The 26,027-nt window shown below is 63.2% G+C and carries 24 protein-coding genes and 1 pseudogene; 7 read left to right on the top strand and 18 right to left on the bottom strand.

Going from position 1 to position 26,027, the window contains the following annotated elements; translation table 11 throughout:
* Nucleotides 1–23 precede the first annotated feature (23 nt).
* The 3 genes from D3877_RS04170 to D3877_RS04160 all read right to left on the bottom strand — a co-directional run bounded on the left by D3877_RS04170 (nucleotide 24) and on the right by D3877_RS04160 (nucleotide 3,761).
* Nucleotides 24–1,034: a hypothetical protein gene (locus D3877_RS04170; RefSeq protein WP_119829472.1), complete on the bottom strand. Its 1,011-nt coding sequence runs from the start codon at nucleotides 1,032–1,034 to the stop codon at nucleotides 24–26.
* A gap of 5 nt (nucleotides 1,035–1,039) precedes the next feature.
* Nucleotides 1,040–2,119: a hypothetical protein gene (locus D3877_RS04165; protein WP_119829471.1), complete on the bottom strand. Its 1,080-nt coding sequence runs from the start codon at nucleotides 2,117–2,119 to the stop codon at nucleotides 1,040–1,042.
* A 109-nt stretch (nucleotides 2,120–2,228) separates the two neighbouring features.
* Nucleotides 2,229–3,761 (bottom strand): bifunctional metallophosphatase/5'-nucleotidase, encoded by a 1,533-nt coding sequence (locus D3877_RS04160; RefSeq protein WP_119829470.1) that lies wholly within the window; start codon nucleotides 3,759–3,761, stop codon nucleotides 2,229–2,231.
* A 161-nt stretch (nucleotides 3,762–3,922) separates the two neighbouring features.
* Here D3877_RS04160 and D3877_RS04155 point away from each other — a divergent pair, with 161 nt between their 5' ends.
* Nucleotides 3,923–4,618 (top strand): type 1 glutamine amidotransferase, encoded by a 696-nt coding sequence (locus D3877_RS04155; RefSeq protein ID WP_119829469.1) that lies wholly within the window; start codon nucleotides 3,923–3,925, stop codon nucleotides 4,616–4,618.
* Between the two features lie 8 nt (nucleotides 4,619–4,626).
* Here the strand turns inward: D3877_RS04155 and D3877_RS04150 are convergent, their stop codons facing one another.
* The 11 genes from D3877_RS04150 to D3877_RS04100 form a co-directional block, all read right to left on the bottom strand.
* On the bottom strand, nucleotides 4,627–6,258 hold the full coding sequence (locus D3877_RS04150) for an NTP transferase domain-containing protein (protein ID WP_119829468.1): 1,632 nt from the start codon (nucleotides 6,256–6,258) through the stop codon (nucleotides 4,627–4,629).
* A gap of 26 nt (nucleotides 6,259–6,284) precedes the next feature.
* Nucleotides 6,285–7,001 carry an XdhC family protein gene (locus D3877_RS04145; protein ID WP_119829467.1) on the bottom strand — a complete coding sequence of 239 codons (717 nt, stop codon included), beginning with the start codon at nucleotides 6,999–7,001 and terminating at the stop codon, nucleotides 6,285–6,287.
* Nucleotides 6,998–7,327 (bottom strand): XdhC family protein, encoded by a 330-nt coding sequence (locus D3877_RS04140; RefSeq protein WP_199720693.1) that lies wholly within the window; start codon nucleotides 7,325–7,327, stop codon nucleotides 6,998–7,000. The genes D3877_RS04145 and D3877_RS04140 overlap by 4 nt, the downstream gene beginning before the upstream one ends.
* On the bottom strand, nucleotides 7,324–8,553 hold the full coding sequence (locus D3877_RS04135; protein ID WP_119829466.1) for a vWA domain-containing protein: 1,230 nt from the start codon (nucleotides 8,551–8,553) through the stop codon (nucleotides 7,324–7,326). The genes D3877_RS04140 and D3877_RS04135 overlap by 4 nt, the downstream gene beginning before the upstream one ends.
* 7 nt (nucleotides 8,554–8,560) lie before the next feature.
* Entirely contained in the window at nucleotides 8,561–9,484 is a 924-nt protein-coding gene (locus tag D3877_RS04130; protein ID WP_119829465.1) for an AAA family ATPase, read from the bottom strand.
* 67 nt (nucleotides 9,485–9,551) lie between these two features.
* Nucleotides 9,552–10,631 carry a DUF262 domain-containing protein gene (locus tag D3877_RS04125; RefSeq protein ID WP_119829464.1) on the bottom strand — a complete coding sequence of 360 codons (1,080 nt, stop codon included), beginning with the start codon at nucleotides 10,629–10,631 and terminating at the stop codon, nucleotides 9,552–9,554.
* Between the two features lies 1 nt (nucleotide 10,632).
* On the bottom strand, nucleotides 10,633–11,445 hold the full coding sequence (locus D3877_RS04120) for an FRG domain-containing protein (protein ID WP_147395082.1): 813 nt from the start codon (nucleotides 11,443–11,445) through the stop codon (nucleotides 10,633–10,635).
* A gap of 89 nt (nucleotides 11,446–11,534) precedes the next feature.
* Nucleotides 11,535–12,326: an FAD binding domain-containing protein gene (locus D3877_RS04115; RefSeq protein ID WP_119829462.1), complete on the bottom strand. Its 792-nt coding sequence runs from the start codon at nucleotides 12,324–12,326 to the stop codon at nucleotides 11,535–11,537.
* Between the two features lie 14 nt (nucleotides 12,327–12,340).
* The gene (locus tag D3877_RS04110; protein WP_119829461.1) at nucleotides 12,341–14,731 is read right to left on the bottom strand and encodes a xanthine dehydrogenase family protein molybdopterin-binding subunit; all 2,391 of its coding nucleotides are present in this window, start codon (nucleotides 14,729–14,731) and stop codon (nucleotides 12,341–12,343) included.
* A 67-nt stretch (nucleotides 14,732–14,798) separates the two neighbouring features.
* Nucleotides 14,799–15,005 (bottom strand): tautomerase family protein, encoded by a 207-nt coding sequence (locus D3877_RS04105; RefSeq protein ID WP_119829460.1) that lies wholly within the window; start codon nucleotides 15,003–15,005, stop codon nucleotides 14,799–14,801.
* 81 nt (nucleotides 15,006–15,086) lie between these two features.
* Nucleotides 15,087–15,587, bottom strand: coding sequence for a (2Fe-2S)-binding protein (locus D3877_RS04100; RefSeq protein WP_119829459.1), 501 nt, complete (start codon nucleotides 15,585–15,587; stop codon nucleotides 15,087–15,089).
* Between the two features lie 247 nt (nucleotides 15,588–15,834).
* Between D3877_RS04100 and D3877_RS04095 the strand changes: the two genes are divergently transcribed.
* The 4 genes from D3877_RS04095 (at nucleotide 15,835) to D3877_RS04080 (ending at nucleotide 20,816) form a co-directional block, all read left to right on the top strand.
* The gene (locus tag D3877_RS04095) at nucleotides 15,835–16,773 is read left to right on the top strand and encodes a TAXI family TRAP transporter solute-binding subunit (RefSeq protein WP_119829458.1); all 939 of its coding nucleotides are present in this window, start codon (nucleotides 15,835–15,837) and stop codon (nucleotides 16,771–16,773) included.
* A 25-nt stretch (nucleotides 16,774–16,798) separates the two neighbouring features.
* The gene (locus D3877_RS04090) at nucleotides 16,799–18,889 is read left to right on the top strand and encodes a TRAP transporter permease (RefSeq protein ID WP_119829457.1); all 2,091 of its coding nucleotides are present in this window, start codon (nucleotides 16,799–16,801) and stop codon (nucleotides 18,887–18,889) included.
* On the top strand, nucleotides 18,886–19,296 hold the full coding sequence (locus D3877_RS04085) for a DUF1850 domain-containing protein (RefSeq protein ID WP_119829456.1): 411 nt from the start codon (nucleotides 18,886–18,888) through the stop codon (nucleotides 19,294–19,296). Before D3877_RS04090 ends, D3877_RS04085 begins: the two co-directional genes overlap by 4 nt.
* Before the next feature lie 65 nt (nucleotides 19,297–19,361).
* On the top strand, nucleotides 19,362–20,816 hold the full coding sequence (locus D3877_RS04080) for a sodium:proton antiporter (RefSeq protein ID WP_119829455.1): 1,455 nt from the start codon (nucleotides 19,362–19,364) through the stop codon (nucleotides 20,814–20,816).
* A gap of 27 nt (nucleotides 20,817–20,843) precedes the next feature.
* On the opposite strand, the gene mazG is transcribed toward D3877_RS04080, so the two are convergent.
* Nucleotides 20,844–21,653 carry a nucleoside triphosphate pyrophosphohydrolase gene (mazG, locus tag D3877_RS04075; protein WP_119830775.1) on the bottom strand — a complete coding sequence of 270 codons (810 nt, stop codon included), beginning with the start codon at nucleotides 21,651–21,653 and terminating at the stop codon, nucleotides 20,844–20,846.
* A 254-nt stretch (nucleotides 21,654–21,907) separates the two neighbouring features.
* Here mazG and D3877_RS04070 point away from each other — a divergent pair, with 254 nt between their 5' ends.
* Nucleotides 21,908–23,152: a lysozyme inhibitor LprI family protein gene (locus tag D3877_RS04070; RefSeq protein ID WP_119829454.1), complete on the top strand. Its 1,245-nt coding sequence runs from the start codon at nucleotides 21,908–21,910 to the stop codon at nucleotides 23,150–23,152.
* A 43-nt stretch (nucleotides 23,153–23,195) separates the two neighbouring features.
* On the opposite strand, the gene D3877_RS04065 is transcribed toward D3877_RS04070, so the two are convergent.
* From D3877_RS04065 to D3877_RS04055, 3 genes and pseudogenes are all read right to left on the bottom strand, one after another.
* Nucleotides 23,196–23,432 (bottom strand): thioredoxin family protein, encoded by a 237-nt coding sequence (locus D3877_RS04065; protein ID WP_119829453.1) that lies wholly within the window; start codon nucleotides 23,430–23,432, stop codon nucleotides 23,196–23,198.
* Nucleotides 23,433–23,448: 16 nt separating this feature from the next.
* A pseudogene (locus tag D3877_RS04060) lies at nucleotides 23,449–24,290 on the bottom strand (permease).
* A gap of 212 nt (nucleotides 24,291–24,502) precedes the next feature.
* Complete coding sequence (locus D3877_RS04055; protein ID WP_119829452.1) at nucleotides 24,503–24,790, bottom strand: ArsR/SmtB family transcription factor; 288 nt, start codon at nucleotides 24,788–24,790, stop codon at nucleotides 24,503–24,505.
* A 189-nt stretch (nucleotides 24,791–24,979) separates the two neighbouring features.
* On the opposite strand from D3877_RS04055, the gene D3877_RS04050 reads away from it, so the two are divergent.
* Nucleotides 24,980–25,937, top strand: a protein-coding gene (locus D3877_RS04050; protein WP_119829451.1) for an IS630 family transposase whose coding sequence is annotated in 2 segments (ribosomal slippage) — nucleotides 24,980–25,321 and nucleotides 25,323–25,937 — 957 coding nt in all. Because the reading frame shifts where the segments join, the coding sequence is not laid out codon by codon here.
* Nucleotides 25,938–26,027 lie beyond the last annotated feature (90 nt).

Below are 26,027 nucleotides of genomic sequence, written 5' to 3'. Positions count from 1 at the left end.
ACATAGGGGTGGAACGGCCCACGTCAAGCGGTCAGGCCAGCGCCCTTGCCCTGCAAACGCTGATAGATCCCATAGCGGGCGGCCAGCGCCAGCACGATTTCCATATAGAGGTTGATGAGGCCGTTGGCGTAAAAGGCCGGGCAGCCGGTGTAATGGCGCTCCCCCGCCATCGCCGTCGGCTCGATCAGCGTCGCGTTCAGCAGGATGACGTCCTGCTCTTCGTCATAGACGAAGGCCAATTGGTCGGCGCGCAGCGGGTGAATCGCCTGATGGTCGTCCGCCTCGATCCGTCCCGCCGCCATGAACTGGCAGAGCATGCCCAGGCTGCCCATCGACAAGGGCAGGATCTGTTTCAGGCTGCGGCGGGCGAGATCGTCATAGGCGGCGGCGTCCAGGTCGGGCCGCAGCAGAGGGGCCGATTCGACCAGATTCCAGCAAACATGCAACGCGGTGTGGCTGCCGGTTTTGGTGATCGACATCATGTCGTAACCCGATGGCGAATGCAGAACCGAGCTTTGCAGCGCCTGCGACAGCACGAAACAGGCGGCGGCCAGTTCGGTGATCGTCCCTTCGGTGCGGCAACGATCCTCTTCCACCATCACCTTGATCGTCCATTCGTTGATGATGGCGTCCAGCAGATGACAGATGGCGTCGCGCAGAAAGCCGACCATGCGGTCGGGATCGGCGGCGTCCAACCCGGCGGGATCGGCGACGTCAAGCCCATGCGGTGAATCCGGCGGGTTGGCGAGGATGATGTGCCCATCCTCGCCCAACGGCAGCCGATTCGTGATGTGCGCGCGCAAGTCGCCATAGAGCAGAGCCAGCAGCGTGTTGATGACGACCTTCTCGTAATCCTCCTTGCGGGTGTCGCCATGGACCGGGCATTGCCCGCCAAGCTGTTGCAACTCCTGGCCGAACAGATAGTTCGGATCTTCGGCGATGCGGTGAAGGATCGGCGCCAGATTGACGCGGGTCATGCCCGCCGCCTCGTGGGCAGCCAGATAGGTCAGGGCGAAATCATTGGCGCGCGCCATGGATCTCAAGCCTCCTGCAAGCGTTGGTACGCGTTGTAATCCGTCGCCAGCCCGCCGACGATGTCGAGATACAGCTTGATGAGGCCGGTGGTGTAGAAGGCCGGGCAGCCGGTGTAATAGCGCTCGCCGGGCTTGGCGAAGCTCGTGATCGGATCGACGTTCAGGCGGATCAAGCCGGACTCGTCCAGCACGAAAGCGGTCTGTTCCTTGGGCAGCCGGTGAACGGCCAAACCGTCAGGCGGCTCGATCCCGCTTTTCTCCATGTAGTGAACCAGCATGCCCAGGCTGGCCATCGACAGCGGCACGATCTGTTTCAGGCTGCGGCGAATGAGATCGTCATAAAACGCGTTGTCCTTGCCGGGAACCAGCAGCGGCGCGGCTTCGACCAGCGCCCAACAAATGTGGATGGCCGTGTGGCTGCCGGTCTTGGTGATCGACAGCATGTCGTACCCGGCGCGCTGGTAGAGCGGGGAATTGTCCAGCGTCAGCCGCAAGATGAAGGTCGCCGCCGCGTCGATGGAGATCTCGCCCGAGCCGAGCGCGCGGTAATGCTCCTCCTCCAGCAGCAGATCCTTGACCCAGCCGGTGATGAGCGCGTCGAGCAGATGGCAGGTCGCGTCGCGCAGCACCGAACAGAAGACGTCGGGCGGGGCCGCCGCCATGGCGTCGCGGTGCGCCGGGTTCAGACCATGGGGCGACAGCGGCGGAATTGGCAGCATCAGCATGCCCGCCTCGTCAAACGGCATCTTCACCGCGATGTGGTCGCGCAGCCGGTTGAACAGAAAGGCCAGCAGGGTGTTGACGACGATCTTGTCGGCGTCGTCCTTGGGCAGACCGGGCGCGGCTTCCCCCTCGGCGGGTTCTGGGGCCTCTCCCTCGGCGGCGTCCCCCCCGGCGGCGGCGGCGCTGTGGAAGGGGCATTGCCCCGCGCCACGCTTCAACTCCTCGCCAAACAGGTAAGAGGGGTCGGACTGGATGCGTTGCAGGACATGGGCGACGGAGACCCGCGACAGCCCGACCTCGCCATGGGCGGCGTTGAAGGTCTGGGCGAAGTCGTTGGAACGGGACTGCGGGGCTTTGGACATCGGGGCGTCTTCGTCGCAGGAAAAGGGGCAGCCCTTGCACCCTAAAGTGAAAGGGCCGCCCCATGCAACGCGGCGACGGCGGGCGGGTCGATTATGACGCGCCTTGCGATTATTTCGCCACGACGCGGCCCTCGATCCCGACCGAAACGGTCTTCAAGGCTTCGACATGGTTCATGACGATGGTGGCCAGCAGCACCGCGCCGGAGGCGTCGACCAGCACCTTGGAACGCGGGAAGGCGTCGTAACCGTCGCCGCCCTTCAGCAGATAGTCGTTGGTGGCGACGCGGTAGGTCGCCGTCGGATCCAGCGGCTTGCCGCCCACCGTCACCGCGATGACCCGCTTGCCGACGGCGGCCTTGGGGTCATAGGTCATGGTCAGGCCCGACACCTGCGGGAAGCGCCCGGCCTTGTCCTCCACCTTGCTGACGCCATGCTCCAGCGAGGCCAGAAGATCGGCGCCGCTCATCTCCACCAACACCCCGACATTGCCGAAGGGCAGTTCGGCGAAGATGTCCTTGCGGGTCAGGGCGGTTCCCGCCGGGCGCAGGGCGTCGGCGCGGATGCCGCCGCCGTTGGTGATGGCGACGTCGGCCTTCAACGCGCCGCGCATGGCGTCGGCGATCAGGTTGCCCATCGTCGCCTCCCGGGTGCGGACGCTGTCCTTGCGGCTGTCGAGATCGACGCTGGTCGTCCCGATCACGGCGGCCAGATCGCTGTCCAGCTTCTGCGTGTAGCCGCCGACCACGCGTTCGACCTCGGCGTCCGGGGCGACGCCAGCGGTGGAGACGAAGCGCCATTCCGTCGGCAGGGTGGTGGTGGCCGGTCCCTTGTCCGTCGTCTTGGTGGAGACCAGAAGCTTGACGACGCCCAGATATTGCGCGTCGTGGCCAGCCTTCAAAATCAGGGTCGAGCCTTCGTAAAAGCTGATCGGGTCATGGTCGTGACCGCCGAGAATAAGATCAATGCCCTTGACCTTGCTGGCCAACTCGCGGTCTTCCTCGATGGTCAGATGGGTCAGGGCGACGATCACCGCCGCGCCGTCGGCCTTCAACGCCTTGATCGCCGCCGTGGCGCTGTCCTGCACCGGGGCGAAGGACAGGCTGGGTCCGCCACTCGACAGCCGGGCGCTTTCCGGGGTTATCAGGCCGAGAAAGCCGATTTTGACGTCGCCGACAATTTTGGTCCAATGCGGAACGGTGGTGGCGAAGGCCGAGCCGTCGGCTGATTTGACGTTGGTGCCGATCCAGGGGAAGGCGGCTTCGGCCATCCGCTTTTTCAACGGATCTACGCCGAAATCGAATTCATGGTTGCCGAAGGTGACGGCGTCCACCTTGATGGCGTTGAACAGCGCGATCATCTGCTCGCCCTGCGTCGTTCCCGACAACAGGGACGGCGACAGGAAATCGCCGCCAACCGTGGTGATCGCCTGCCCGTCGCGCTGCCGTTCCTGCCGCAGCAGGGTCATCAGGGGGCCGAAACCGCCCTGGCCCTTCACCGGGGCGATTTCATACACGTCGTTGACGTGCAGAAAGGTCAGGCTGCCGTTCTGCGCCCAGGCGTCGCCGGTCAAAGCCAGCGAACCAAGACCAAGCGAACCGGCGAACACCGACGCGGCGAGCAGCGTGCGAAGGGGGGCGAACATGCGGGTCAAACCTCTGAGTGCGGCGAACGTCAGCGCAGTCTAAACCAGATCATCGACGCCGCGCATAGCGGCTTTGCGCGGCCACGGCCCAGCTTGAACTCCGCGTCGGCTCCCCTCACAACAGGGGAACGGTTCATCGAAGCTCGCGAGCGTGGTTCATCATGCGCATCCTGGTCGTGCAAAACAGCCAAACCGCCCCCATCGGCATCGTTGGCGAGGCGCTGGTCGACAATGGCGCCAGCCTGGTGACAATCGCCGCGAATGAGGGGGAGGCCATCCCCGACCGCGACGGCTTCGCCGGTCTGGTCGTGCTGGGCGGCCCGCAAGACGCCTGGGACGACAGCCACGGCCCGCATTTCCCCGAGGTGATGGAGACGATCCGCGCCTTCGCCGACGCCGACCGTCCGGTGATGGGGATTTGCCTGGGCGCGCAATTGACCGCGCGGGCTTATGGCGCGCGGGTTTACCGGCATGACGCGGCGGAGCTGGGCGTCTGCCCGGTGACGCTGCACGACCACGCCGCCGAGGATCCGGTGCTGGGCGGCTTCGGCCCGTCGCTCAACCTCGTGCAATGGCATTACGACACCTTCGAGTTTCCCGACGGCGCGGTTCCGCTGGCCCACAGCGCGGTTTGCGGGCGGCAGGCCTTCCGTTTGGGCCGCGCCACCTACGCCTTCCAGTTCCATCCAGAGGCGACGGCGGGCATCGTTCGGGGCTGGGCCTCGCGCTTTGGCGAAGAGGCGCGGGAGAAGAACCGCAGCGTGCTTGACGGGTTGGACCACGCGCTCGACGCCCATCTTCCGGCAGCGGAGGATTTCGCCCGCGCCATCACCCGGCGCTGGCTGGCGCTGGCCTGAGGCTGAGTTTACCCCGCGCGGAACTGGGCCAGCAGATCGGGCGTGTCCACGTCGTACAGAACGCCCGCGTCGTCCACCGACACCTCGCACAATTGGTCGGCGTGCTGGCCGATCAGGCGTTTCGCCCCGGAATCGCCGGTCAAGCCCGCCATTTCGGTGAAATAGCCGCGATCCCACAGCACCGGGTTGCCCTGCTTGCCGTGGGTGGTCGGAACGCAGATGGCGCGGCCTTCCAGCGGGTTGTAGGCGGCGATCAGCCGGTCGATCACACCGGCGGCGACGCGCGGCATGTCGCCCAAACAGACGACCACCGCGTCGGCGTCCGCCGGAACCGCCGCCAGCCCGACCCGCAGCGAAGCGCTGAGGCCGTCGGCGAAATGCGGGTTGTGAACGAAGCGAACCGGCTTGCCCGCCAACGCGGCGGCCACCGCCTCGCCCTGGTGGCCGGTGACGACGATGACGGTGTCGGCTTGCGAGGCCAGCGCGGCGTCCACCGCGCGGGCGACCAGCGGCGCGCCGCCGACGTCGGCCAGAAGCTTGTTGGTTCCGCCCATCCGGCTCGACCGGCCAGCGGCCAGAACCAGGGCTGTGACGCGCTGCGCGCGCGGGGCCTCCGGCGTCGGCGCGGTGCCCGCGCGGGGCAGGGGGCGGCTGGGGATCTCGGCGAGCAGGCCGCCCACCCCCATTCGCATGACGTCCTGGCGGGTTGGCGGAACCCCCGCCGCGATCCGTTGCAACACCCAGTCGAACCCGTTCAGCTTGGGCGAGCGGGCGCAGCCGGGCAGGCCCAGAACCGGAATGTCGCCCAACCGGGCCAGCAGCAGCAGATTGCCCGGATCAACCGGCATGCCGAAATGCTCGACCACGCCGCCCGCCCGCGCGATGGAGGCGGGCAGCACGTCGCGCCGGTCGGTGATGGCCGACGCCCCAGCGATCAGCAGCAGATCGACCGCAGGAAACGCCTGAACGCAAGCGGCAAGGTCGGTTTCGTCATGGGCGCAACGGGTCTCAATGACCAGGGAGCCGCCCAGCGCCTCCACCCGCTCGCGGGTCACGGCGACGGTCTTGTCGAGCACGCTGTCTTTGACGCCGGGCAGGCGGGTTTGGATCAACCCAACCGAGAGCGGGCGAAAGGCGGCGACGGTCAGCGGCGGGGAACCGGCGTTGGCCAGTTCCTCCGCTTGGGCGATGATGGACTCAGGCGCGGCGAAGGGGATGATTTTGACGGTCGCCAGCATCTGGCCCGGCTCGACCACAGCAAAGTCGGGCAGGGTGGCGATGGTGACGCTTTCGTCGATCAGATTGATGGCGTCGATTCGCGCCGGATCCAGCCGCAGCAGGCCGCGCGATGCTGCGAAGATGTTGACCCGCCCGGTGAAGGGAGCGGCGACGGTCACGCCACCGCCCAACCGGGAATCTCCGACGACCGCGCGGGCCACCCGCGCCGCCGCCGCATCCTCGCCAACATCCTGTGGGTCGAGCGCGACGGCGACCACCGTTTCGACGCCCGCCTTGCGCAGCGCGGCGACATCCTCGGCGGACAGGCGACGGCCTTTTTTGAACGACAGACCGTCGCGCCGCAGGGAATGCGCCAGGATGGCGCCCTCGGCCTCGTCAAGCGGCAGGGAGCCGAAACGCATGGGCGCGGTGGTTCCTGTTCAAACGGTCAGCAGGGGTGGTTTTCGCCACGACGGACGCAGGTGATCTGCCCCAGAATCGACAGGGCGATTTCAGCGGGCGTCACCGCGCCGATGGACAGGCCGACCGGCCCCCGGATGCGCTTCACCTGCGCCTCGCTCAAGCCCTCGTCGCGCAGACGGTCGAGCCGCAGGGCGTGGGTGCGCTTGCTGCCCAGCGCGCCGACGTAAAAGGCGGGGGAGCGCAAGGCGGCGATCAGCGCCGGATCGTCCAGCTTGGGATCGTGCGACAGGGTGACGATGGCGGTGCGGACGTCAGGGGCGAGCGCGGTCAACCCCTCGTCCGGCCAGTCGTGATTCAGTTTGATGCCGGGAAAGCGCGCTTCCGTGGCGAAGGCCCCGCGCGGGTCGATCACCGTCACGTCATAGCCGCTGAGCACGGCCAAGGGGGCCAGCGCCTGGGCGATGTGAACGGCGCCGACGATCAGCAGGCGCATCGCCGGGTTGTGGACATGGACGAAGAGACGAAAGCCGTCTTCGTCCTGCGGATCGGTCAGCACGCCGGAACGGTCCTGGCGGATGCGTCGTCGCACCTCCTCCAGAATTTCCGGCTCCAGGCCGAAGGCGCCATGCACGGCGTCGTCAAGGACCAGCGATTGCAGGCCGCTGTTCAGATCGGTGACGATGGCCACCGGGGTCGCGGCGGCTTTCGCGGCGACCAGACGATCCAGGATGTCGCGTTTCATTCCACGGCCTCGACATAGACTTGAACCTGCCCGCCGCAGGCCAGCCCGACTTCCCAGGCCATTTCGTTGGTGATGCCGAAGGACAGCAGACGCGGTTCGCCGTCCTCCATGGTTTTCGCCGCCTCGTGCGCGACGGCGCTTTCGATGCAGCCGCCCGACACCGAACCGGCCATGGCGCCAGCCTCGTCAACCGCCATCTGGCTGCCGACAGGGCGGGGGGAGGATCCCCAGGTCGCGATCACGGTGGCCAACGCCACCTTGCGCCCGGCGGATCGCCACACGGCGGCCTGTTCTATGATGTTGTCCGCCATCAGGGTGTCGTTCATCCCGCCGCCTCCTTGACCCAACGGCGCAAGCCCGGCTGCCGACGCGCGCCCTGCCGCGACAAGGCGTCGGCAAGGCTGGCGAGGCTGTTCAGGTTGTGCGTCGCGCGAAAATCGTCCACATGCGGCAGCAACGCCCGAATGCCGGAGGATTTTGGCGCGAAGCCTTCCCACCGCAGCAATGGATTCAGCCAGACGAGCCGCCGACAGCTTTTGTGCAACCGTTCGGCCTCCTCCGCAAGCCCTTCCCCTGCATCCCTGTCCAGCCCGTCGGTAATGAGCAAAATGATCGCGCCCTGGCCCAACACCCGACGCGCCCATTGCCGGTTGAAGGCGCGCAGCGCCGTGCCGATCCGCGTTCCGCCCGACCAGTCGGCCACCGCGCTCGACACCGCGTCCAGCGCCACATCCACATCCTTGTGGCGCAGGTGGCGGGTGATGTTCGTCAACCGCGTGCCAAAGACAAAGCTGTGAACACGGTCACGATCGTTCGTGACGGCGTGCATGAAATGCAAAATCATGCGCGAATAGCGCGTCATGGAACCGGAAATGTCGCACAGGACCACCAGCGGCGGCGGGCGCGTGCGTTTGCGTTTGCGCGCCAGATCGGCCAGATCGCCGCCGGACCGCAGCATCCGCCGCAGCGTGCCGCGCGGATCGACGCGCGGCCCATGCGGATCGGGTTGATAACGGCGGGTCGTGACCTCAGCCAGCGGCAGGGCGAGGCGGGCGAGCATGCTTTTCGCCTGCGCCATCTCCTCGGCGCTCATCGTCTCGAAATCCTTCGCCTGCAACCGTTCGGCGGCGGACATGGTGAAGGTGGCGTCGATCTCGATTTCGGTCTTTTCCTTACCCTCCACCTCCGGGGCGGTTCCGTGCAGGGCGTCGGCCAGACGCTGCGCCATCTCCGGCTTGTCCGGCGCGGGTTCCGTCCGCACCGTCGGGAGCATCATCGCCATCATCTTTTTCAGGATGTCGGGATTGCGCCAGAAGACGTGAAAGGCCTGGTCGAACAGCTCGCTCTGGTCATGGCGGTTGACCAGCACGGCGTGCAGCGCCCAATAGAAATCGCTGCGGCTGGCCAACCCCACCGCCTCCACCGCCTCCACCGCCTGCAAGACCTTGCCCGGCCCGACCGGCAGACCGGCGGCGCGCAGGGCGCGGGCGAAATGCATCAGGTTCAGGGCCAGACGGTCCCGGTTGGCGGGCGTGGCGTCGCTGCCGGTCATGCCGTCCTCACCGCGCCGTGGTGGCGGCCAGTTCGGTCTTGACCTGGGACAGGATGCGGGCGGCCTCGCTGCCCTGGATGCGGGCGATGTCGTCCTGATACTTCAGCAGCGTGCCCAGCGTGTCGTTGATGACGGAAGGTTCCAGCTCCAACTGGTTCAGCTCGACCAGCGCCTGCGCCCAATCCAACGTTTCGGCCACGCCGGGCGACTTGTAAAGGTCCAAGCCGCGCAGGGACTGGACGAACCCCACCACCTGCGCTGCCAGCCGGGCGTCGGCCTGCGGCGCCTTCAAGGCCAGAATCTGCCGTTCGCGCGCCGCCGAGGGGTAATCGACCCAATGATAGAAGCAGCGGCGTTTCAGCGCGTCGTGGATCTCGCGGGTTCGGTTGGACGTCAGGATGACGATGGGCGGTTCCGGGGCGTGGATGGTGCCGAATTCCGGGATCGTCACCTGGAAGTCGGACAGGATTTCCAGCAGATACGCCTCGAACGGCTCGTCGGTGCGGTCCAACTCATCGATCAACAGCACCGGCGGCCCGGCGAGGTCCGGCTCCAACGCCTGCAACAGCGGGCGTTTGATGAGGAAGCGCTCGGAAAACAGATCGGACGCCAGCGCGTCGCGGTCTTTGGCGCCCGACGCCTCGGCCAGCCGGATTTCCATCATCTGGCGGGCGTAGTTCCACTCATAGACGGCGGACGACGCGTCCAACCCTTCATAGCACTGCAAACGCAGCAGGCGGCGACCCAGCGTGGCCGACAGCACCTTGGCGATCTCGGTCTTGCCGACCCCGGCCTCGCCCTCCAGAAACAGCGGGCGCTTGAGCTTCAGCGCCAGAAACAGCGCGGTCGCCAACGAACGGTCGGCGACGTAATCGCCACGGGCAAGCAGGGCCGCCGTGTCATCGACGGAGGCGGGGAGGGAAGAGGGCATGTTGAAACCTTATCTTATGCCCATATAGAGTATGGTATATTCATTTGAAAATGCGCATATTTTTATTCTACTCTACCGATGCTTCATGAAATTCACGTTTTGAAATAAAATCCCTAAATAGAGATGAAAGTATTTGAAACCTCATCATAAGGCTTCCCGCATCATTTGCGCTATTATTTAAAACGTCATATTGAAGCAATAAGCTGTCAGCTTGATCCGCATTTTTTTTCGCTACATTCCTATTTGACTTTCTTTTTAACTCAAAATCATTCAAAAATTCCCTTGCATACCTTCTTGACGATGGCTCAATAGATCGAACGAACCAATAGTAAAGAGCTATTGGTCCCTGAGATGAAAGCAAACTATCGTTATTCGAGAATATTTCACTCATTGCGTCCAGAATGCTTGATGTTCGGTTGGCAACTCGATCAATATCGGAAGATTGAGATTTTTCACCCTCCTCAACAAATCGATCCAAGTGAGTTTTTTTCGTATCAACCAGCTTTCCACTAAATTCTATTAAGAGTATTTTAGCAGCTGTATTTAAATCTTGTCCCCTTTTTGTGGTAAAACGAACGCATTTTTTAAAGAAATTATGGCGACTAATTTCTCTAATCACAATTGGATGCCGTCCAGACATGGCGTTGCGTATTTCAGCGCCAGTAAGAGGTTTATTTTTGTTTAGACGAACGAAAAGATCATTAATTTTACCTTCTTCATCAGTTATCACGCTCATAACAGAAAGATTAAAATTTTCATATATACTTGCAATTTTAGGGTAATTTAATTTTATATCACGATATGATAGACCTTTTAAAGGAAGTGACGGCTCATCAAAGAATACGAAATCATCCCTAAGGGTAATTTTATTATTAAAAAAGTCAAAAATAGCCTCCAGCCTTTGCCTTCCATCAATCACGGCGTAAGCCTTTTTGTTTTCATTTAATGACGTATTTACATAAGTGAAATCTGCTATATATATTTTCGGTATGTCGTAGCCATTTATAATTGAATCTATCAAGAATGATTTATCTTGAGCAGTCCAGATCCCGCCTTTTCTCTGATAAACAGGAGATAAAGCAATGTCATCTTGCTGAGAATGCCACCAGCTGAGGGTTTTTGTTTCGAAGGGGCGGACTTTAAACATATTACACCCAATATCCAAAGATTCTTTTCATCTCTTTGGCAAGGCCATCGAGATCGGGATAGATAACGGAGTCCGTGAAGCCAATAGATCTAATTGAATTCAGAAGAGACTCTATATAACTTGATGGTAATATGATTTTTAATAATGTGTCATCTGGGAATGATTCCTTCTTATATACATCCTCCATTGGCGATGTATCTTTTCCAAAAATAGTGAAAACACCTCTTTGAGCAACAATTCTATGACTATTGTGAGCGCCAAGAATAGCGACTGGTTCGTTATACATCTCATCGAGTTCGGAAAAAGGCTTATATCCATTAAGTTTTCTATCTGGAGTTACTAATATACCGCCTTTGAAACTAATTGATCGAAGAGCATATTGATTCCATGAATTCGGATTCAAAAACCAAACTGCGGCATCTTTATCGAACGCCCTGGTTTTTCCGACAACACTATAAGATGCTGTGGTAAGAGAAAAAAATAAGCTTATATACGGGTTTTCGCTCCAATCCAAAAGTCTAGTTGGTATTCCATGATGTTGCATCAGAAATAACAGATCCCAATTATCGCTTGGCACAGCATTGCAATAAGGAATAGCTCTAGCCCTAAAACGAGCAATTATTTCTGATTCAAGAGAAAACAAATCAGAAAAATTTGTTTTCTCAGGATGTCGATATAAAGATGGAATTAATTTATGATTCGAATCCCCACATCCACGAAACCACAAAGGTTGTCTTGATCTTGACATCAAGTCCTCTACAAGTTTTGTGTATTCTTGCAGAGATGTAACTGTATGTTCGGTTAATGTCGTCATGATAGGACGTGCGGGGCCGAAAAAATGGAAGTGCTGCCCATTATACAATTTCCCCGCACGTTATCAAGAAAAATTCTCCTTTTTGTTATTTACCCCGCCGCCTCAACCGCCCGCTTGGCCATCACGGTGACGAGATGGGCGCGGTAATCGGCGCTGGCGTGCAGGTCGGCGTTCAAATCGTCGGCGCTGACCGACAGGCCGTTCAACGCCTCCGCCTTGAAATTGGCGGCGAGCGCCGCTTCAAAGGCGGGAACGCGGAACACCGATCCGGCGGCCCCCGTCACCGCGACGCGGACCTCCGCCCCGAACTTGGCCACGAACACGCCGACGATGGCGTAGCGGCTGGCCGGGTTGCGGAACTTGGCGTAGGCCGCCTTGTCGGGCGTGGCGAAACGCACCGAGGTGACGATCTCGCCCGGCTCCAACGCCGTCTCGAACATGCCGGTGAAGAAATCATCCCCGGCGATGGCGCGGCGGTCGGTGGTCAGCGTGGCTTTCAGCGCCACCACCGCCGACGGGTAATCCGCCGACGGGTCGGCGTTGGCGATGGAGCCGCCGAGCGTTCCCATGTTGCGCACCTGCCGGTCGCCGATCCCCTCGGCCAGATGGGCCAGCGCCGGGATGGTCGCCTTGACCAAGTCGGAATGCGCCACCTCGGCGTGGCGGGTGAAGGCGCCGACCGTCAGGCCGCCATCGACCGCCGCGACGCCCTTCATGTCGGGAACGGCGCTGAGATCGACCAGAACCGACGGCTGGGCCAGCCGCTGTTTCAGCGTCGGCAGCAGGGTTTGCCCACCGCTCAACAATTTGGCCTCGTCCGCCTGGATGGCGGCGACCGCCTCGGCGAGCGACGTGGGCCGTTGGTACGAGAACGCGTACATCGGGTTTCTCCTTCTTACTCAGCGGCCATGGCGGGCGTCGCGTCTTGAATGACACGCCAGATCTTTTCCGGCGTGGCGGGCATGTCGATATGGGTGACGCCGAACGCGCCCAGCGCGTCGACCACCGCGTTCATCACGGCGGCGGACGCGCCGATGGTCCCGGCCTCGCCGCAGCCCTTCACGCCCAGCGGGTTGTGGGTGCAAGGCTGGTCTTCGTGGTAACGCACGGTGAAGGACGGCACGTCGTCGGCGCGCGGCATGCAGTAATCCATGTAGGAGCCGGTCAGAAGCTGGCCGGATTCATCGTCGTAGACGCAATTTTCAAGCAGCGCCTGCCCGATGCCCTGGACGATGCCGCCATGCACCTGTCCCTCGACGATCAGCGGGTTGATGACGTTGCCGAAATCATCGACCGCCGAGAAGGCGACGACCTGGGTCACGCCGGTGTCGGGATCAATCTCCACCTCGCAAACATGGCAACCGTTCGGGTAGGTGAAGTTTTTCGGATCATAGAAAGCCTGCTCGTCCAACCCCGGCTCCAACTCGTCGAGCGGGAAATTGTGCGGGACATAGGCTTGCAGGGCGATGTCGCCGATGCCCAGACTCTTGTCCGTTCCGGCGACGGTGAAGCGGCCTTCCTTCACCTCGATGTCGGTTTCGGCGGCTTCGAGCATGTGGGCGGCGATCTTCTTGGCCTTGCGCTCCACCTTGTCCATCGCCTTGACGATGGCCGAACCGCCGACCGCCAAGGAGCGGGAGCCGTAGGTGCCCATGCCGAACGGGATCTTGGCGGTGTCGCCGTGAACGATCTCGACATTCTCGATGGGCACGCCGAAACGCTGGGACACCAGTTGGGCGAAGGTGGTTTCGTGGCCCTGGCCGTGGCTGTGCGACCCGGTGAAGACCGTCACCGAGCCTGTGGGGTGGAAGCGGACCTCCGCGCTTTCGTACAGACCGGCCCGCGCGCCCAACGCCCCGGCGACGTTGCTGGGGGCGATGCCGCAGGCTTCGATGTAGGTGGAGAAACCAATGCCGCGCAGCTTGCCCTTGGCCTTCGACGCCGCCTTGCGCGCCGCGAAGCCGTCGTAATCGACCAGAGGCAGGGCGATGTCGAGATTCTTGGCGAAGTCGCCGCTGTCATACTGCAAGGCGACCGGCGTCTGATAAGGCATGGCGGAGGCTGGGACGAAGTTCCGCCGCCGGATCTCGACGCGGTCGAGACCAGCCACCCCCGCCGCGATGTCCACCAGACGCTCGATCAAATAGCAGGCTTCCGGGCGACCGGCCCCGCGATAGGCGTCCACCGGGGCGGTGTTGGTGAAGACGGCCTTCACCTCGGCGTAGATTGCCGGGGTCTTGTACTGACCGGCCAGCAGGGTGGCGTAAAGGTAGGTCGGAATCGACGGCGCGAAGGTCGAGAGATAGGCGCCGAGATTGGCCAAGGTCGCGACGCGCAAGCCCAGGAAATGGCCATCCTTGTCCATCGCCAATTCGGCGTGGCTGACATGGTCACGGCCATGGGCGTCGGTCAGGAAGCTTTCCGAACGGTCGGCGGTCCATTTCACCGGACGGCCGATCTTCTTCGCCGCCCAGGTGACGACGGCCTCCTCGCCATAATGGAAAATCTTGGAGCCGAAACCGCCGCCGACGTCCGGCGCCACCACCCGCAGCTTGTGCTCGGGAATCCCCAGCACGAAGGCCCCCATCAGCAAACGGATGACGTGGGGGTTCTGGCTGGTGGTGGTCAGCGTGTGTTCGCCGCTGGACGGGTCATACTCGCCCAGCGCCGCGCGCGGCTCCATCGCGTTGGGAACCAGCCGGTTGTTGACCAGATCAATTTTCGCCACATGGGCGGCCTGGGCGAAGGCGGAATCCACCGCCGCCTTGTCGCCGATGTGCCAGTCGTAACAGACGTTGCCCGGCGCCTCGTCATGCACCTGCGGGGCGTCGGGCGTCGCGGCGCGGGTGGAGGCGGCGACGGCGGGCAGCTCCTCGTAATCGACCATGACCAGTTCGGCGGCGTCGCGCGCCTGATCCTTGGTCTCGGCGATCACCACGGCGACGGCGTCGCCGACGTAACGGACCCGGCCACGAGCCAGCGGGAAATGCCCCGGCTCCTTCATCGGCGAGCCGTCTTTGGAGTGGATTTGCCAACCGCAGGGCAGGCTGCCGACCTTGTCGGCCTCCATGTCGGCCCCGGTCAGCACGGCGACCACGCCGGGAGCGGCCAGCGCGGCGCTGGCGTCAATGCCCTTGACCAGAGCGTGGGCGTAGGGCGAGCGGACATGAACCATGTGGGTCATGTTCGGGCGCTTGAAGTCGTCCGTGTAATTGCCACGGCCCGTCAGAAACCGAGGATCTTCGCGCCGACGCACCGACGCGCCGACGCCATTGGGGTTCGCCATCTGGTGTATCCTCCCACAATCGACCGTGTTCCGGCCCGTTATGACGAGTGATTGGGACGCGCCGCCGTTAGTCTTTGTCGTTCGCTCGATACTCCGACGTCAGAACTCCGCAATATCCCCAATTCTCGACATCGATTTCGTCGATCACGATGTGCGTGTGTTCGGGCTTCTTGTTCAGAACACGGACGAGAAGATCCGTTATTCCGCGCACAAGTTCGGCCTTTTGCTCTTTGGTCACACCGTCCTTGGTGATCTTCAGATTGACGTAAGGCATTCGCCTTTTTCCTCGTTCAAGCGCGCTTCAGGCTGATGGGCGGCCCGCAGAGCGGACATCGCTTCGCTTGGGATGCTCCACTTACTCGGCGGCGATCTTCGCCGCTTGGTCGGCGTTCATCGCCTCGGCCCCGGCCTGCACGGCCTTGACGATGTTGTGGTAGCCGGTGCAGCGGCAGATGTTGCCCTCCAACCCCTCGCGAATGTCCTGTTCGGACAAGGACGGGTTGCTGTTCACCAGATCCACGGCGCTCATGACCATGCCCGGCGTGCAGAAGCCGCATTGCAGACCGTGATGCTCGCGAAAGGCCGCCTGCATCGGGTGCAGCGCGCCGTCGGCCGCCGCCAGCCCCTCGATCGTCGTCACGGTCGCGCCGTCGACCTGGAGCGCCAGGGTGGCGCAGGATTTCACCGAACGGCCATCGACATGGACGACGCAGGCGCCGCATTGGCTCGTGTCGCACCCGACATGGGTGCCGGTCAGGCCCACATGCTCGCGAAGGAAGGTGACGAGCAGGGTCCGCTCCTCCACCTCGCGCGAGACCGTCTTGCCGTTGACGGTCATCGTAACGGTACAGGGCATTGATAATCCTCCCGCTGGCTTTTGAATGGCTGGCTGTTCTTTGGGTCGAGAGTCGGTTGCTGGACCAAGGATAGGGTGTGTCGATGGGCCAAGGTCAAGCCGTCCGATGGCGGATGGCCAAAAGAAGTGTCTTGAAACCGTCCAAGACTCGGATAGTCCGTACTGGCGCGCAATTTTTCGCCGCGTTACAGTGGCTTGGCGATCCCCGCAGCACGCGGGCGCGCCAAAGACAACCGGGAGAGCCAGCATGAAACGCCTTGTCGCCGCCGTCGGAGTCTGCCTGTTCGCGTCACTGCCGGCTCAGGCCGAGTCGTTCATCACCGTGCTGACCGGGGGAACCAGCGGGGTCTATTACCCGCTGGGCGTCGCCCTTTCCAACGTTTATGGCAAGGCGTTGCCGGGGGCCAAGGTCACGGCGCAGGCGACCAAGGCGTCGGTCGAAAACCTCAATCTGCTCCAGGCCGGGCGTGGAGAGATCGGCTTCACGCTGGGCGATTCGCTGGGCGACGCCTGGAAGGGCAACGAGGAAGCGGGCTTCAAGACCAAGCTGGACAAGCTGCGCACCATCGCCGCCATCTACCCCAATTACATCCAGGTGGTGGCCAGCAAGGAATCGGGCATCAAGACGCTGGCCGATCTGAAGGGCAAACGGATTTCCGTCGGCGCGCCGAAATCGGGGACGGAGCTGAACGCGCGGGCGATCTTCGGCGCCGCCGGGCTGGCCTATAAGGATTTCGCCCGCACCGAATATTTGCCGTTTGGCGAATCGGTCGATCTCATCAAGAATCGCCAGTTGGACGCCACGCTGATTTCCGCCGGGCTGGGCGTCGCCGCGATCAAGGATCTGTCGACCTCGCAAGAGGTGACCATCGTCAGCATTCCCGCCGACGTGGTGGCCAAGGTCGGCGATCCGGCGTTCATTCCCGAACAGGTCCCCGCCAACACCTATCCCGGCCAGACCGACGCGGTGCCGACCGCCGCCGTCCGCAACCTGCTGGTCAGCCATTCCGGCGTGTCCGACGACGCGGCTTACGCCATGACCAAGACGCTGTTCGAGAATCTTGACGCGCTGGCCGCCGCCCATGTCGCGGCCAAGCAGATCAAGCTGGACGCCGGGGCCACCCAGTCGCCGGTGCCGCTGCATCCCGGCGCGATCAAGTTCTTCAAGGAAAAGGGCCTGATGTGAGCGGGCGCGGTTCGGAGCGGGCGCTATGAGCGCGAAGACAAGCGACGCGGACGCCCAAATCCGTCAGGCCATCGACCGCGAAAACCCGTCCACCGTCATCGCGTTCGAGGGCTTTGACGGCAAGGCCGTGTTTCTCATCGCCGTGGCCTTTTCCACCTTCCAATTGTGGACCGCCACCTTCAACCCGCTGTCCAGCATGGTGGTGCGGTCGGTCCATGTCGGCTTTCTGCTGCTGATGACCTACGCTCTGTTCGGCTTCCGTCCGGAGGCGGAGCGCAAGCGGGTGCCCTGGCATGATTGGCTGCTGGGACTGACCGCCTTCGCCATCGGCCTCTATCATTATGTCTTCGAGGTGGATCTGATTCAGCGTTCGGGCGATCCGACCACCACCGATCTGGTGGTCGGAACCATCGCCGTGGCGCTGGTGTTTGAGGGCGCGCGGCGCATCATGGGCCTCGCTTTGCCGATCATGTGCGGCGTCTTCATCCCCTACGCGCTGTTCGGGCGCTATCTGCCCTTCGGGCTGGGGCATCGCGGTTACGATCTGGATCAGGTTATCGACAATCTGTTCCTGTCGACCGAAGGGATTTACGGCACGCCAACCTTCGTGTCGGCCAGCTACATCTTCCTGTTCATCCTGTTCGGCGCCTTTTTGGAGCGGGCCGGGATGATTAAGCTGTTCAACGACGTCTCGCTCGGCATGGTCGGCCACGCCAAGGGGGGACCGGCCAAGGTCGCGGTCATCTCCTCCGGCTTGATGGGGATGATAAACGGGTCGGGCGTGGCCAACGTGCTGACCACCGGGCAATTCACCATCCCGCTGATGACGCGCTTCGGCTACCGCCCGGCCTTCGCCGGGGCGGTCGAGGCCACCGCCAGCATGGGCGGCCAGTTGATGCCGCCGGTGATGGGGGCCGCCGCCTTCATCATGGCGGAAACCATTGGCGTTCCCTACAGCGAGGTGGCGGTCGCCGCCGCGATTCCGGCCTTCCTCTATTTCGGCAGCGCCTTTTGGATGGTCCATCTGGAAGCGGGGATGCGGAATCTGGTCGGGCTGCCGCGCGATCAATGCCCGAACGCGGCGAAGGCGGTGGTCGAGGGTTGGTATATGATTCTGCCGCTGGCCGCTTTGGTTTATCTGCTGTTTTCCGGCTTCACCCCGCTGTTCGCCGGGGTGATGGGGATCGCGGCGACGGCGGCGCTGATTCTGGGCATGCGCATCGTCACCACCATCGGGCCGATGAGTTTGCGGGTGGCCTTTTGGGTGGTGGTCGGGCTGGCCGCCGCCGGGTTGTGGCGGTTGGGGCTGCGCACGGAGCATCTGGCCTTCACCATGGTGGTTCTGCTCATCATTCCCTGTCTGCTGTTCCGGGGCGGTCGGGAAACCCTGTCGCTGGTGGTGCGCAGCGTCGCCGACGGGGCGAAGAACGCCGTCGGCGTCGGCGTCGCCTGCGCGCTGGTCGGCGTGCTGATCGGCATGATGACGCTGACCGGGCTGGCGTCGAGCTTCGCCTCCACCATCGTCGATTGGTCGGGCGGGAATCTGCTGGCGGCGCTGGTGCTGACGATGATCGCCTGCATCGTGCTCGGCACCGGGCTGCCGACGACGGCCAACTACATCATCACCGCGTCCATCGCCGCGCCAGCCTTGCTGACCATGGGCGTCCCGTTGATCGTCTCGCACATGTTCGTCTTCTATTTCGGCATCATGGCCGATCTGACGCCGCCGGTGGCGTTGGCGGCGCTGGCCGCCTCGTCGATCTGCAAGGCCGATCACATGGACATCGGCTGGATCGCCACCCGCATCGCCATGGCGGGCTACGTCGTCCCCTTCATGGCGGTCTATGATCCGGCGCTGATGCTGCAAAGCGGCGACTGGTTCGACGTCGCTTACATTCTCTGCAAGGCCTGCGTCGCCATCGGGCTGTGGGGCGCGGCGACCATCGGCTTTTTCTGGACGCCGCTGTCCTGGGCGGCGCGGGTTTACGCCGCCGCCACGTCCTTCCTGTTCGTGGTGGCCGTGCCGATGACCGACGAGGCGGCCTTCGTCATGACCGGGCTGTTCCTGCTTTGGCAGCACCGCCAGCGGCGGGCCTTGGCGACCGCCCCGGCGTGAGCGGGTTGTGCGTGGCGGCGGCGCTGGGCGGCGCTTTGCTCGCCACGTTGCCAGGGGCGTCCTTCACCCTGTCCTGGACCCATTCGGTGGAAAAGACCGAATGGCGGGAGGAGTGGCGGGTGGAGGAGGGGCGCTTGGTCCTGACCGAGGCCCGCGTCCGGGGAACCGGGGCGGGCATGGAGCCGGGAACCGACGCCCGTCTGATCGACGGGTGGTGGGTGTGGACGCCGCGCTTGGCCCCGCAGGACAGCGTGACTCTGGCGGCATCCGGCTTCACCGCCGATCACCGGCTGTGCGCCGGAAAGGACTGCCGGTTGTTGAGCGCCTGGACCGGACGGGCGGGGGAGGCAGTGACGATCCACCCTTGCCGACCGGGCTACGAAAGTTCGCCGTCGCCCGCGCCATAGCGTCTTGGCTTGGCCGGGATCAAACCGCATACTCCGCCACCCTTTCCAGCCGGTGCCTTGGACCGATGACCACGCAGATTTTTCCCCGCCGCGCCGCCGCGCTGTCGCTTCTTTTGATCGGCCTTGTCGGGATTGGCGTGCCCGATCTCGCCCTGGCGGCGGAGGCGGGCGCGCCGCATCTCGACGGGCGAGCGATGGGGGCGCTGTGGGTGGTTCCCTTCGCTGGGATCCTGCTGTCCATCGCGCTGTTTCCGCTGCTGGCCCCGATGGTCTGGCACCATCATTTCGGCAAAATCTCCGCCGCCTGGGCCTTGGCCTTCCTGCTGCCCTTCGCCGCGTTCTTTGGCGTGGAACTGGCGACCTACGAGCTGCTGCACACCGTTCTGTTGGAATACATCCCCTTCATCGTCCTGCTGACCGCGCTGTTCACCGTGGCGGGCGGGGTGCGGCTGGTTGGGTCGTTGGTGGGAACGCCGCTGGCCAACACGGTTGGCTTGGCGCTGGGAACGGCGCTGGCCAGCCTGATGGGAACCACCGGCGCGTCGATGCTGCTGATCCGCCCGCTTTTGCGCGCCAACGAACACCGCCGCCATAAGGTCCACACGGTGGTGTTCTTCATCTTCCTGGTGTCGAACGTCGGCGGCTCGCTGACGCCGCTGGGCGACCCGCCTCTGTTCCTGGGCTTTCTGAAGGGCGTCGATTTTTTTTGGCCGACGACGCATCTGTTCGGGCCGATGGTTTTCCTGTCCGGCCTGCTGCTGGCGATTTATTTCGTCCTGGATCTGGTCTTGCACACCCGCGACCCTGGCAAACACCCGTTGATCGAGGGCGTGCATGAGCGGGAGCCGGTGCGGGTCGAGGGCGGCGTCAATCTGCTGCTGCTGGTCGCCATCATCAGCGCGGTGCTGTTGAGCGGCGTCTGGCATCCCGGCGTCGGCGTCACGCTCCACCACGTCACCGTGCCACTGGAGAGCATCGTCTCGCAAATCCTGCTGATCGGCATCTCCGTCTTGTCGTTGAAGCTGACGAGCGAGAAAAGCCGTCGCCTGAACGGCTTCAGTTGGGGGCCGATGATCGAGGTCGCCAAGCTGTTCGCCGCGATCTTCCTGACCATCATTCCCGCCATCGCCATCCTTAAGGCGGGAACCGACGGCGCGTTGGGCGCGATCATCGCGGCGGTGAACGACGGCGGCAAACCCAACCCCGCCGCCTATTTCTGGGCGGCGGGCATCCTGTCGAGCTTCCTCGACAACGCGCCGACCTACCTCATCTTCTTCAACACGGCGGGCGGCGACGCCGCGACCCTGATGGGCGATCTGGCCCTGACCCTGACGGCGATTTCCGCCGGGGCGGTCTTCATGGGGGCCAACAGCTACATCGGCAACGCCCCCAACTTCATGGTCAAGGCGATCGCCGAAGAACGCGGCGTCGCCATGCCGAGCTTCTTTGGCTATATGGCGTGGTCCTTTGGCATCCTGGTGCCGCTGTTGGGCTTGACCACGCTGGTGTTTTTCCTCTGACGGAGAGGACCGGGCAGGGGCGGGGCGTCACGCCTCGCCGCGTTCCTCTCGCTTGGCTTGCTGCCAGAAGGCTTCCATCTCGTCGAGCGTGGCGTCTTCCGGTTTGCGGCCTTGGTCAGCCAGCAGGGCTTCGATGCGGTGGAAACGGCGCTCAAACTTGGCGTTGGTGCCGCGCAGCGCCGATTCCGGCTCCACTTTCAGGCGACGGCCGAGGTTAACCAGGGCGAACAGCAGGTCGCCCAACTCGTCGGCGACGCGGTCTTGCGCCGAACCGGCGTCCATCTCGGCGCGCAGTTCCTGCACCTCCTCCTCGATCTTGTCGAGAATGTCGCGGGCGTCGGTCCAGTCGAAGCCGACCCGCGCCGCGCGGTTTTGCAGCTTCAGCGCGCGGGTCAAGGCGGGCAGGGCAGGGATGACTCCCTCCAGCGCCGACGGGGCGCGGCCTTCCTCGGCGGCCTTGGCGGCGCGTTCGGCGGCCTTGTGCTCTTCCCAACGCGAGGTCTGTTGGTCGGCGCTGTTGATTTCTTCGGGGCCGAAGACGTGGGGATGGCGGCGGATCATCTTGTCGGTGATGACTCCGGCGACCTCCTCGAAATCAAACAGTCCTTCCTCGCGCGCCATCTGGCTGTAATAGACGACCTGGAACAGAAGATCGCCCAGTTCCTCCCGCAGCGCCGCCTTGTCGTCCTTCTCGATGGCGTCGGCAACCTCATAGGCTTCTTCGATGGTGTGCGGCGCAATGGTCTTGTAGGTTTGCACCAGATCCCACGGGCAGCCGCCGTTGGGATCGCGCAGCCGCGCCATGACGTCGATGAGCCGGTCGATGTTGCGGGCCATGATCTTCGGGTCTCCGAAACGGGATAACGGGTGTTCGATTGGGCCGGAACCATAGCCGACCGGCCCGGGCATTTCCACGGCCCATCAATAACACATAATAATGATTATGGAAAACAAGCCGTCAGATTTGGGAGCAGGGCGGCTTTGCCGTGTGATGCGCCTGTCACATGTCGCGCCTTTGGCCATTCTTCCGATCCGGCGTGCAATGGTCTATCGTCGCCAGCGATGATTGTCCAACACAAGGCGATGCGAGGATGGCGCGTTCGACGGTGCGGTTTCTTGGCTGGGCCGCTCTTATGGCCGGATTGGCGGCGGGCGGCGGTTCATCAATCGCCAGCGCCCAGAGCGCGGCCCACGCAACACCCGGAACCGCGCAAACCGCGCCGCTGAACTGCGCCAAGTCCGCGACCCCGGTGGACCGAACGCTGTGCGCCAGCGCCGACATCAAGGTCTCAGTTGAGGACGTCGCCACCACGCTGCGCGAGACGCTGGCCAACACGCCGGTCAGCGAGCGCGACGCGGTTCTGCGCGGCCAGCAAAGCTTTCTGGCCGAACGGGACCGGACCTGCGCGGACCGCGCCAACACCGACGCCTGCCTGCGGCTGTACAACAAGCGCGTCGGCGACATCCAGGCGTTGAACGGCGCCGCGCAGAAGAAGCTTGCGGCCATCGCCGCCGCCATTCCCAAGGATCCGAAGGCCGCCGTCGCCGCGCTCCAGCGCTATGACGGTCCGGCGGCCAAGGCGTGGTTGGTCTATCTGTTTCAGTCCGGCATGGCCGCGCCGCCGGACAAGGACACGAGCCGCGAAGCCATGGTTCGGGCGCTGACGTCCGCCATTCTCCGTGACCTGACGCCCGATCCCGACATGAAAGAGGAAATGGTCAAATTGGGCGACGTCGCCGCCGCCCCGGTGGGATCCGCCTTGCTGCTGCTGCGCCATGTGCTGTCCACCACCGAAATGGACGCCCCCTGCTTCCTGTTCACCAAACACGGCGTAACCGCCTTCGAGGCCTTTGGCGCCTTCTGGAACAACAGCCGGGACGCCTCCCCCGCCCTGTGCAACCCGCCAGTCTCCGTGTTTGATTTGCCGGAATGGAAGAAGGTCGAAGCGCGGATGTCGCCGAACACGCTCCCGGGGCAAGAGGACAGCGGCGGCCTCCTCCGCCAGAATGGCGGTCGTCAAACTGAGATCGACGCGCTGCAAGCTTCGCTGATGCCCGCCACCCTGCTCGACCCGCCGCAATCCGACGACTCCAAACTGGCGGCGGAGCAGCGCAAGGCCGTGCTGGCCGCCTTCCGCGCCTGGCGCGATTTCAATGTGTGGTCGGAGGCCGATTACAAGGCGACGGTCGCCGCCCTGCCCGCCGCGATCACCGCCACCGCCAAGCTGTACCGGGACACATTCAACCTCACCCCGACGCAGGCCGAACAGGCGGCGCGCGCCGCCGCCGACCGACTCATCGCGTCCCACCTGTCGGCCCTGATGCAGGACGACTGAGCGACAGAGAAAGAACAGGTCGGACGCCGCCTCTCGTCCCCGCTCACGCGGTTAGCCACTTGGCCAGTTCCTCGGGCTTCGGCAGCCCCCCTGCATGAACCAGCGTTTCATCAATGACAATGCCGGGCGTCGAAACGACCCCATACCCGGCGATCACGGCATAGTCGGTGATCTTCTCGATCTGAACATCGACGCCCAAGCGGTCCGCCTCCGTCCGCAGCATGTCGGCGGTGGTCTGGCAGCGTTTGCATCCGGGGCCAAGCACTTTGATGGTCTTCATCGAACCCTCCCTGTTTTTAGGCAAACAACGCGTTGAAGAGGAAGCCGACGATCAGGATGCCAAGGCCGACGACGCCGATGAACACGGCGATCAGACGAAGGCTCAGCACCTTGCGGAGGATAATCATCTCGGGAAGCGACAGGGCGATCACCGACATCATGAAGGCCAGCACGGTGCCGAGAGCAGCGCCCTTGCCGATCAGCGCCTCAACGATGGGGATAATCCCGGCGGCGTTGGAATACATGGGAATGCCGATGAGCACCGCCGCAGGCACCGACCACCAAGAGTCCCGGCCCATGATGGCGGCGAGAAGTTCCGCTGGCGCGTAGCCGTGGATGCCTGCTCCGACAGCGATGCCGAGGATGATCCACAACCAGACCTTGGCGACAATCTCGCGAACCGCGTCGACACCCGCCTTGACGCGGTCGGCAACGGTGACGTGATTCGCAGGCGGAGTGTCGGCGTTGGACCGCACATTGCGCACCCACTCCTCAAGCCATCCCTCAAGATGCAAGCGCCCGATGATCCACCCGGCGATGATGGCGACGCCGAGTCCAAAGACGAGGTAGGTCAGGGCGACCTTCCAGCCAACCAAAACAGCAGACCCAACGCCACCTCGTTGACCATCGGCGCGGCGATCAGGAACGAGAAGGTCACGCCCAACGGAACCCCAGCCGACACAAAACCGATGAACAGCGGCACGGCGGAGCAAGAACAGAACGGGGTGACAATGCCCAAGCCGGCAGCGGCCACATTGCCAATTCCTTCGCGACGGCCAGCCAACAGCGCCCGCGTGCGCTCAGGCGAAAAAAAGCTGCGGACGACGCCCATGATGAACACAACCAACGTCAGAAGCATCAGCACCTTTGGGGTGTCGTAGACGAAGAAGCGAACGGCTTCCTCGAAATGCCCGCCCCTCTCCAAGGGAAGCACGGACACCACCCAATCGGAAAAGGCTGGAAGTTGGGCGTAGAGCGCCACCCAGGTGATGACAAACGCCGCTGTCCCGGCAATCCAGGGCCATGCCGCCGGTCGAGACTCCCCATCGGGAATCATGTGCGCATTGACGGTCATGCGATTTCCTTTCGCGCGCCGGGCATCGCCATCACGACGGCGTCGACAACGGCGACGACCGGGGCGGCGATGATTGGATTCCGCCGGTAGCGAACCCATTGGGCGTCCCGACGGTCGATCACAAGGCCAACGGCCTTCAGAACCCCCAAATGGCGCGACATGCGGGACTGGGTGACGCCAAGCGTTTCCATCAGTTCGCAGACGCAACGCTCACGGCCATCCCAAAGCAATCGCAACGCCCCAAGGCGCGTTGGGTCGGCCAGAGCGGACATCAGTTCGTGCATTGAAGGCATCCGAACATCCGCTTATGCGTTGAAGCGCATAGCTGAGACTGTACGCTTCCCACCGCCGAAAAAGTACGGGGCATTCTGACGCACTCCAAACAAGTGGACGTTAGAGCATCGCGCGTGAAATCTGAATCGAAGGCTTGCGTTTGTTTTTTCGCCATGATTCACGGTAGTTGGAGGTGAAACATGGGTCAGAGCTATTCGTCGGATCTTCGTGTTCGGATTTACGGTGAGATCGAGCAAGGCGGGTCACGCCGGGCAGCGGCGCGTCGGTTTGACGTGAGCGCCAGCACGAGCATCCGCCTTGCCCAGCGGATGGCGACGACGGGATCGCTGGAACCAGCGCGGCAAGGACGTCCGCCGGGAGGCGGCAAACTGGCTCCCCACGCCGCGCTTCTGATCGGTTGGGTGGAGGCGCAGGGCGACATCACCATGCCGGAACTGGCGGCCAAGCTGAAAGCCGAGCGCGGGGTCACGGCTCACCCCGCCTCGCTGTCGCGCTTCCTGATCGCCAGCGGCTTCACCGTCAAAAAAAACAGTGCTGGCGACCGAAGCCGGTCGCGCTGATGTCGCTGATGACCGTCGGACGTGGCGAAGCCACCGCCAGCCCCGGATGCGCGAGGAACCGGATCGGTTGGTGTTCCTCGACGAAACCGCCACCACCACCAAGATGACCCGGCTGCGCGGGCGAGCCAAGCGCGGCCAGCGGTTCAAGGCCAAAGCGCCATTCGGCCATTGGGGCGCCCAGACCTTCATCGCCGCCTTGCGTTGCGATGGCCTTACCGCCCCCTGGATCATCAAGGGCGCGATGAACAAGGTTCTCTTCGAAACCTATGTCGAGACCCAGCTTGCCCCCACCCTGCGACCGGGCGACGTCGTCATCCTCGACAACCTGTCCAGCCACAAAAGCGAAAAGGCCAAAGCCATCCTCAAAGAAAAAGGAGCCTGGTTCCTTTTTCTGCCCCCCTACAGCCCCGACCTCAACCCCATCGAGATGGCCTTCGCCAAGCTCAAGGCACATCTCCGACGCATCGGCGCACGCACCATTGAGGAACTCTGGAATGCCGTCGGCTCCATCTGTGACCTCTATACGCATGAGGAATGCTGGAACTACCTCAAGCACGCTGGATATGCGCCAGATTAAGCGCTCGATGCTCTAAGCGGGAGTTGGCCAGGATAGAGAGCGGATCAACGCTTTCCCCACTCCTCCAGCGGGGAAAGCGTCCGATCAAAA

The sequence above is a fragment of the Azospirillum cavernae genome (genome assembly GCF_003590795.1).
Lineage (GTDB): Bacteria > Pseudomonadota > Alphaproteobacteria > Azospirillales > Azospirillaceae > Azospirillum > Azospirillum cavernae.
This window is presented reverse-complemented; position numbering and strand designations above follow the sequence as displayed.

Excerpts from the sequence above, each read along its gene's own strand:
- D3877_RS04165 (WP_119829471.1), bottom strand. The coding sequence starts at position 2,119 with ATGTCCAAAGCCCCGCAGTCCCGTTCCAACGACTTCGCCCAGACCTTC.
- D3877_RS04115 (WP_119829462.1), bottom strand. The coding sequence starts at position 12,326 with ATGTACGCGTTCTCGTACCAACGGCCCACGTCGCTCGCCGAGGCGGTC.
- D3877_RS04095 (WP_119829458.1), top strand. The coding sequence starts at position 15,835 with ATGAAACGCCTTGTCGCCGCCGTCGGAGTCTGCCTGTTCGCGTCACTG.
- D3877_RS04100 (WP_119829459.1), bottom strand. The coding sequence starts at position 15,587 with ATGCCCTGTACCGTTACGATGACCGTCAACGGCAAGACGGTCTCGCGC.
- D3877_RS04145 (WP_119829467.1), bottom strand. The coding sequence starts at position 7,001 with ATGAAACGCGACATCCTGGATCGTCTGGTCGCCGCGAAAGCCGCCGCG.
- D3877_RS04170 (WP_119829472.1), bottom strand. The coding sequence starts at position 1,034 with ATGGCGCGCGCCAATGATTTCGCCCTGACCTATCTGGCTGCCCACGAG.
- D3877_RS04080 (WP_119829455.1), top strand. The coding sequence starts at position 19,362 with ATGACCACGCAGATTTTTCCCCGCCGCGCCGCCGCGCTGTCGCTTCTT.
- D3877_RS04155 (WP_119829469.1), top strand. The coding sequence starts at position 3,923 with ATGCGCATCCTGGTCGTGCAAAACAGCCAAACCGCCCCCATCGGCATC.
- D3877_RS04110 (WP_119829461.1), bottom strand. The coding sequence starts at position 14,731 with ATGGCGAACCCCAATGGCGTCGGCGCGTCGGTGCGTCGGCGCGAAGAT.
- D3877_RS04135 (WP_119829466.1), bottom strand. The coding sequence starts at position 8,553 with ATGACCGGCAGCGACGCCACGCCCGCCAACCGGGACCGTCTGGCCCTG.
- D3877_RS04150 (WP_119829468.1), bottom strand. The coding sequence starts at position 6,258 with ATGCGTTTCGGCTCCCTGCCGCTTGACGAGGCCGAGGGCGCCATCCTG.
- D3877_RS04130 (WP_119829465.1), bottom strand. The coding sequence starts at position 9,484 with ATGCCCTCTTCCCTCCCCGCCTCCGTCGATGACACGGCGGCCCTGCTT.
- D3877_RS04120 (WP_147395082.1), bottom strand. The coding sequence starts at position 11,445 with ATGACGACATTAACCGAACATACAGTTACATCTCTGCAAGAATACACA.
- mazG (WP_119830775.1), bottom strand. The coding sequence starts at position 21,653 with ATGGCCCGCAACATCGACCGGCTCATCGACGTCATGGCGCGGCTGCGC.
- D3877_RS04105 (WP_119829460.1), bottom strand. The coding sequence starts at position 15,005 with ATGCCTTACGTCAATCTGAAGATCACCAAGGACGGTGTGACCAAAGAG.
- D3877_RS04140 (WP_199720693.1), bottom strand. The coding sequence starts at position 7,327 with ATGAACGACACCCTGATGGCGGACAACATCATAGAACAGGCCGCCGTG.
- D3877_RS04090 (WP_119829457.1), top strand. The coding sequence starts at position 16,799 with ATGAGCGCGAAGACAAGCGACGCGGACGCCCAAATCCGTCAGGCCATC.
- D3877_RS04065 (WP_119829453.1), bottom strand. The coding sequence starts at position 23,432 with ATGAAGACCATCAAAGTGCTTGGCCCCGGATGCAAACGCTGCCAGACC.
- D3877_RS04070 (WP_119829454.1), top strand. The coding sequence starts at position 21,908 with ATGGCGCGTTCGACGGTGCGGTTTCTTGGCTGGGCCGCTCTTATGGCC.
- D3877_RS04125 (WP_119829464.1), bottom strand. The coding sequence starts at position 10,631 with ATGTTTAAAGTCCGCCCCTTCGAAACAAAAACCCTCAGCTGGTGGCAT.
- D3877_RS04160 (WP_119829470.1), bottom strand. The coding sequence starts at position 3,761 with ATGTTCGCCCCCCTTCGCACGCTGCTCGCCGCGTCGGTGTTCGCCGGT.
- D3877_RS04055 (WP_119829452.1), bottom strand. The coding sequence starts at position 24,790 with ATGCACGAACTGATGTCCGCTCTGGCCGACCCAACGCGCCTTGGGGCG.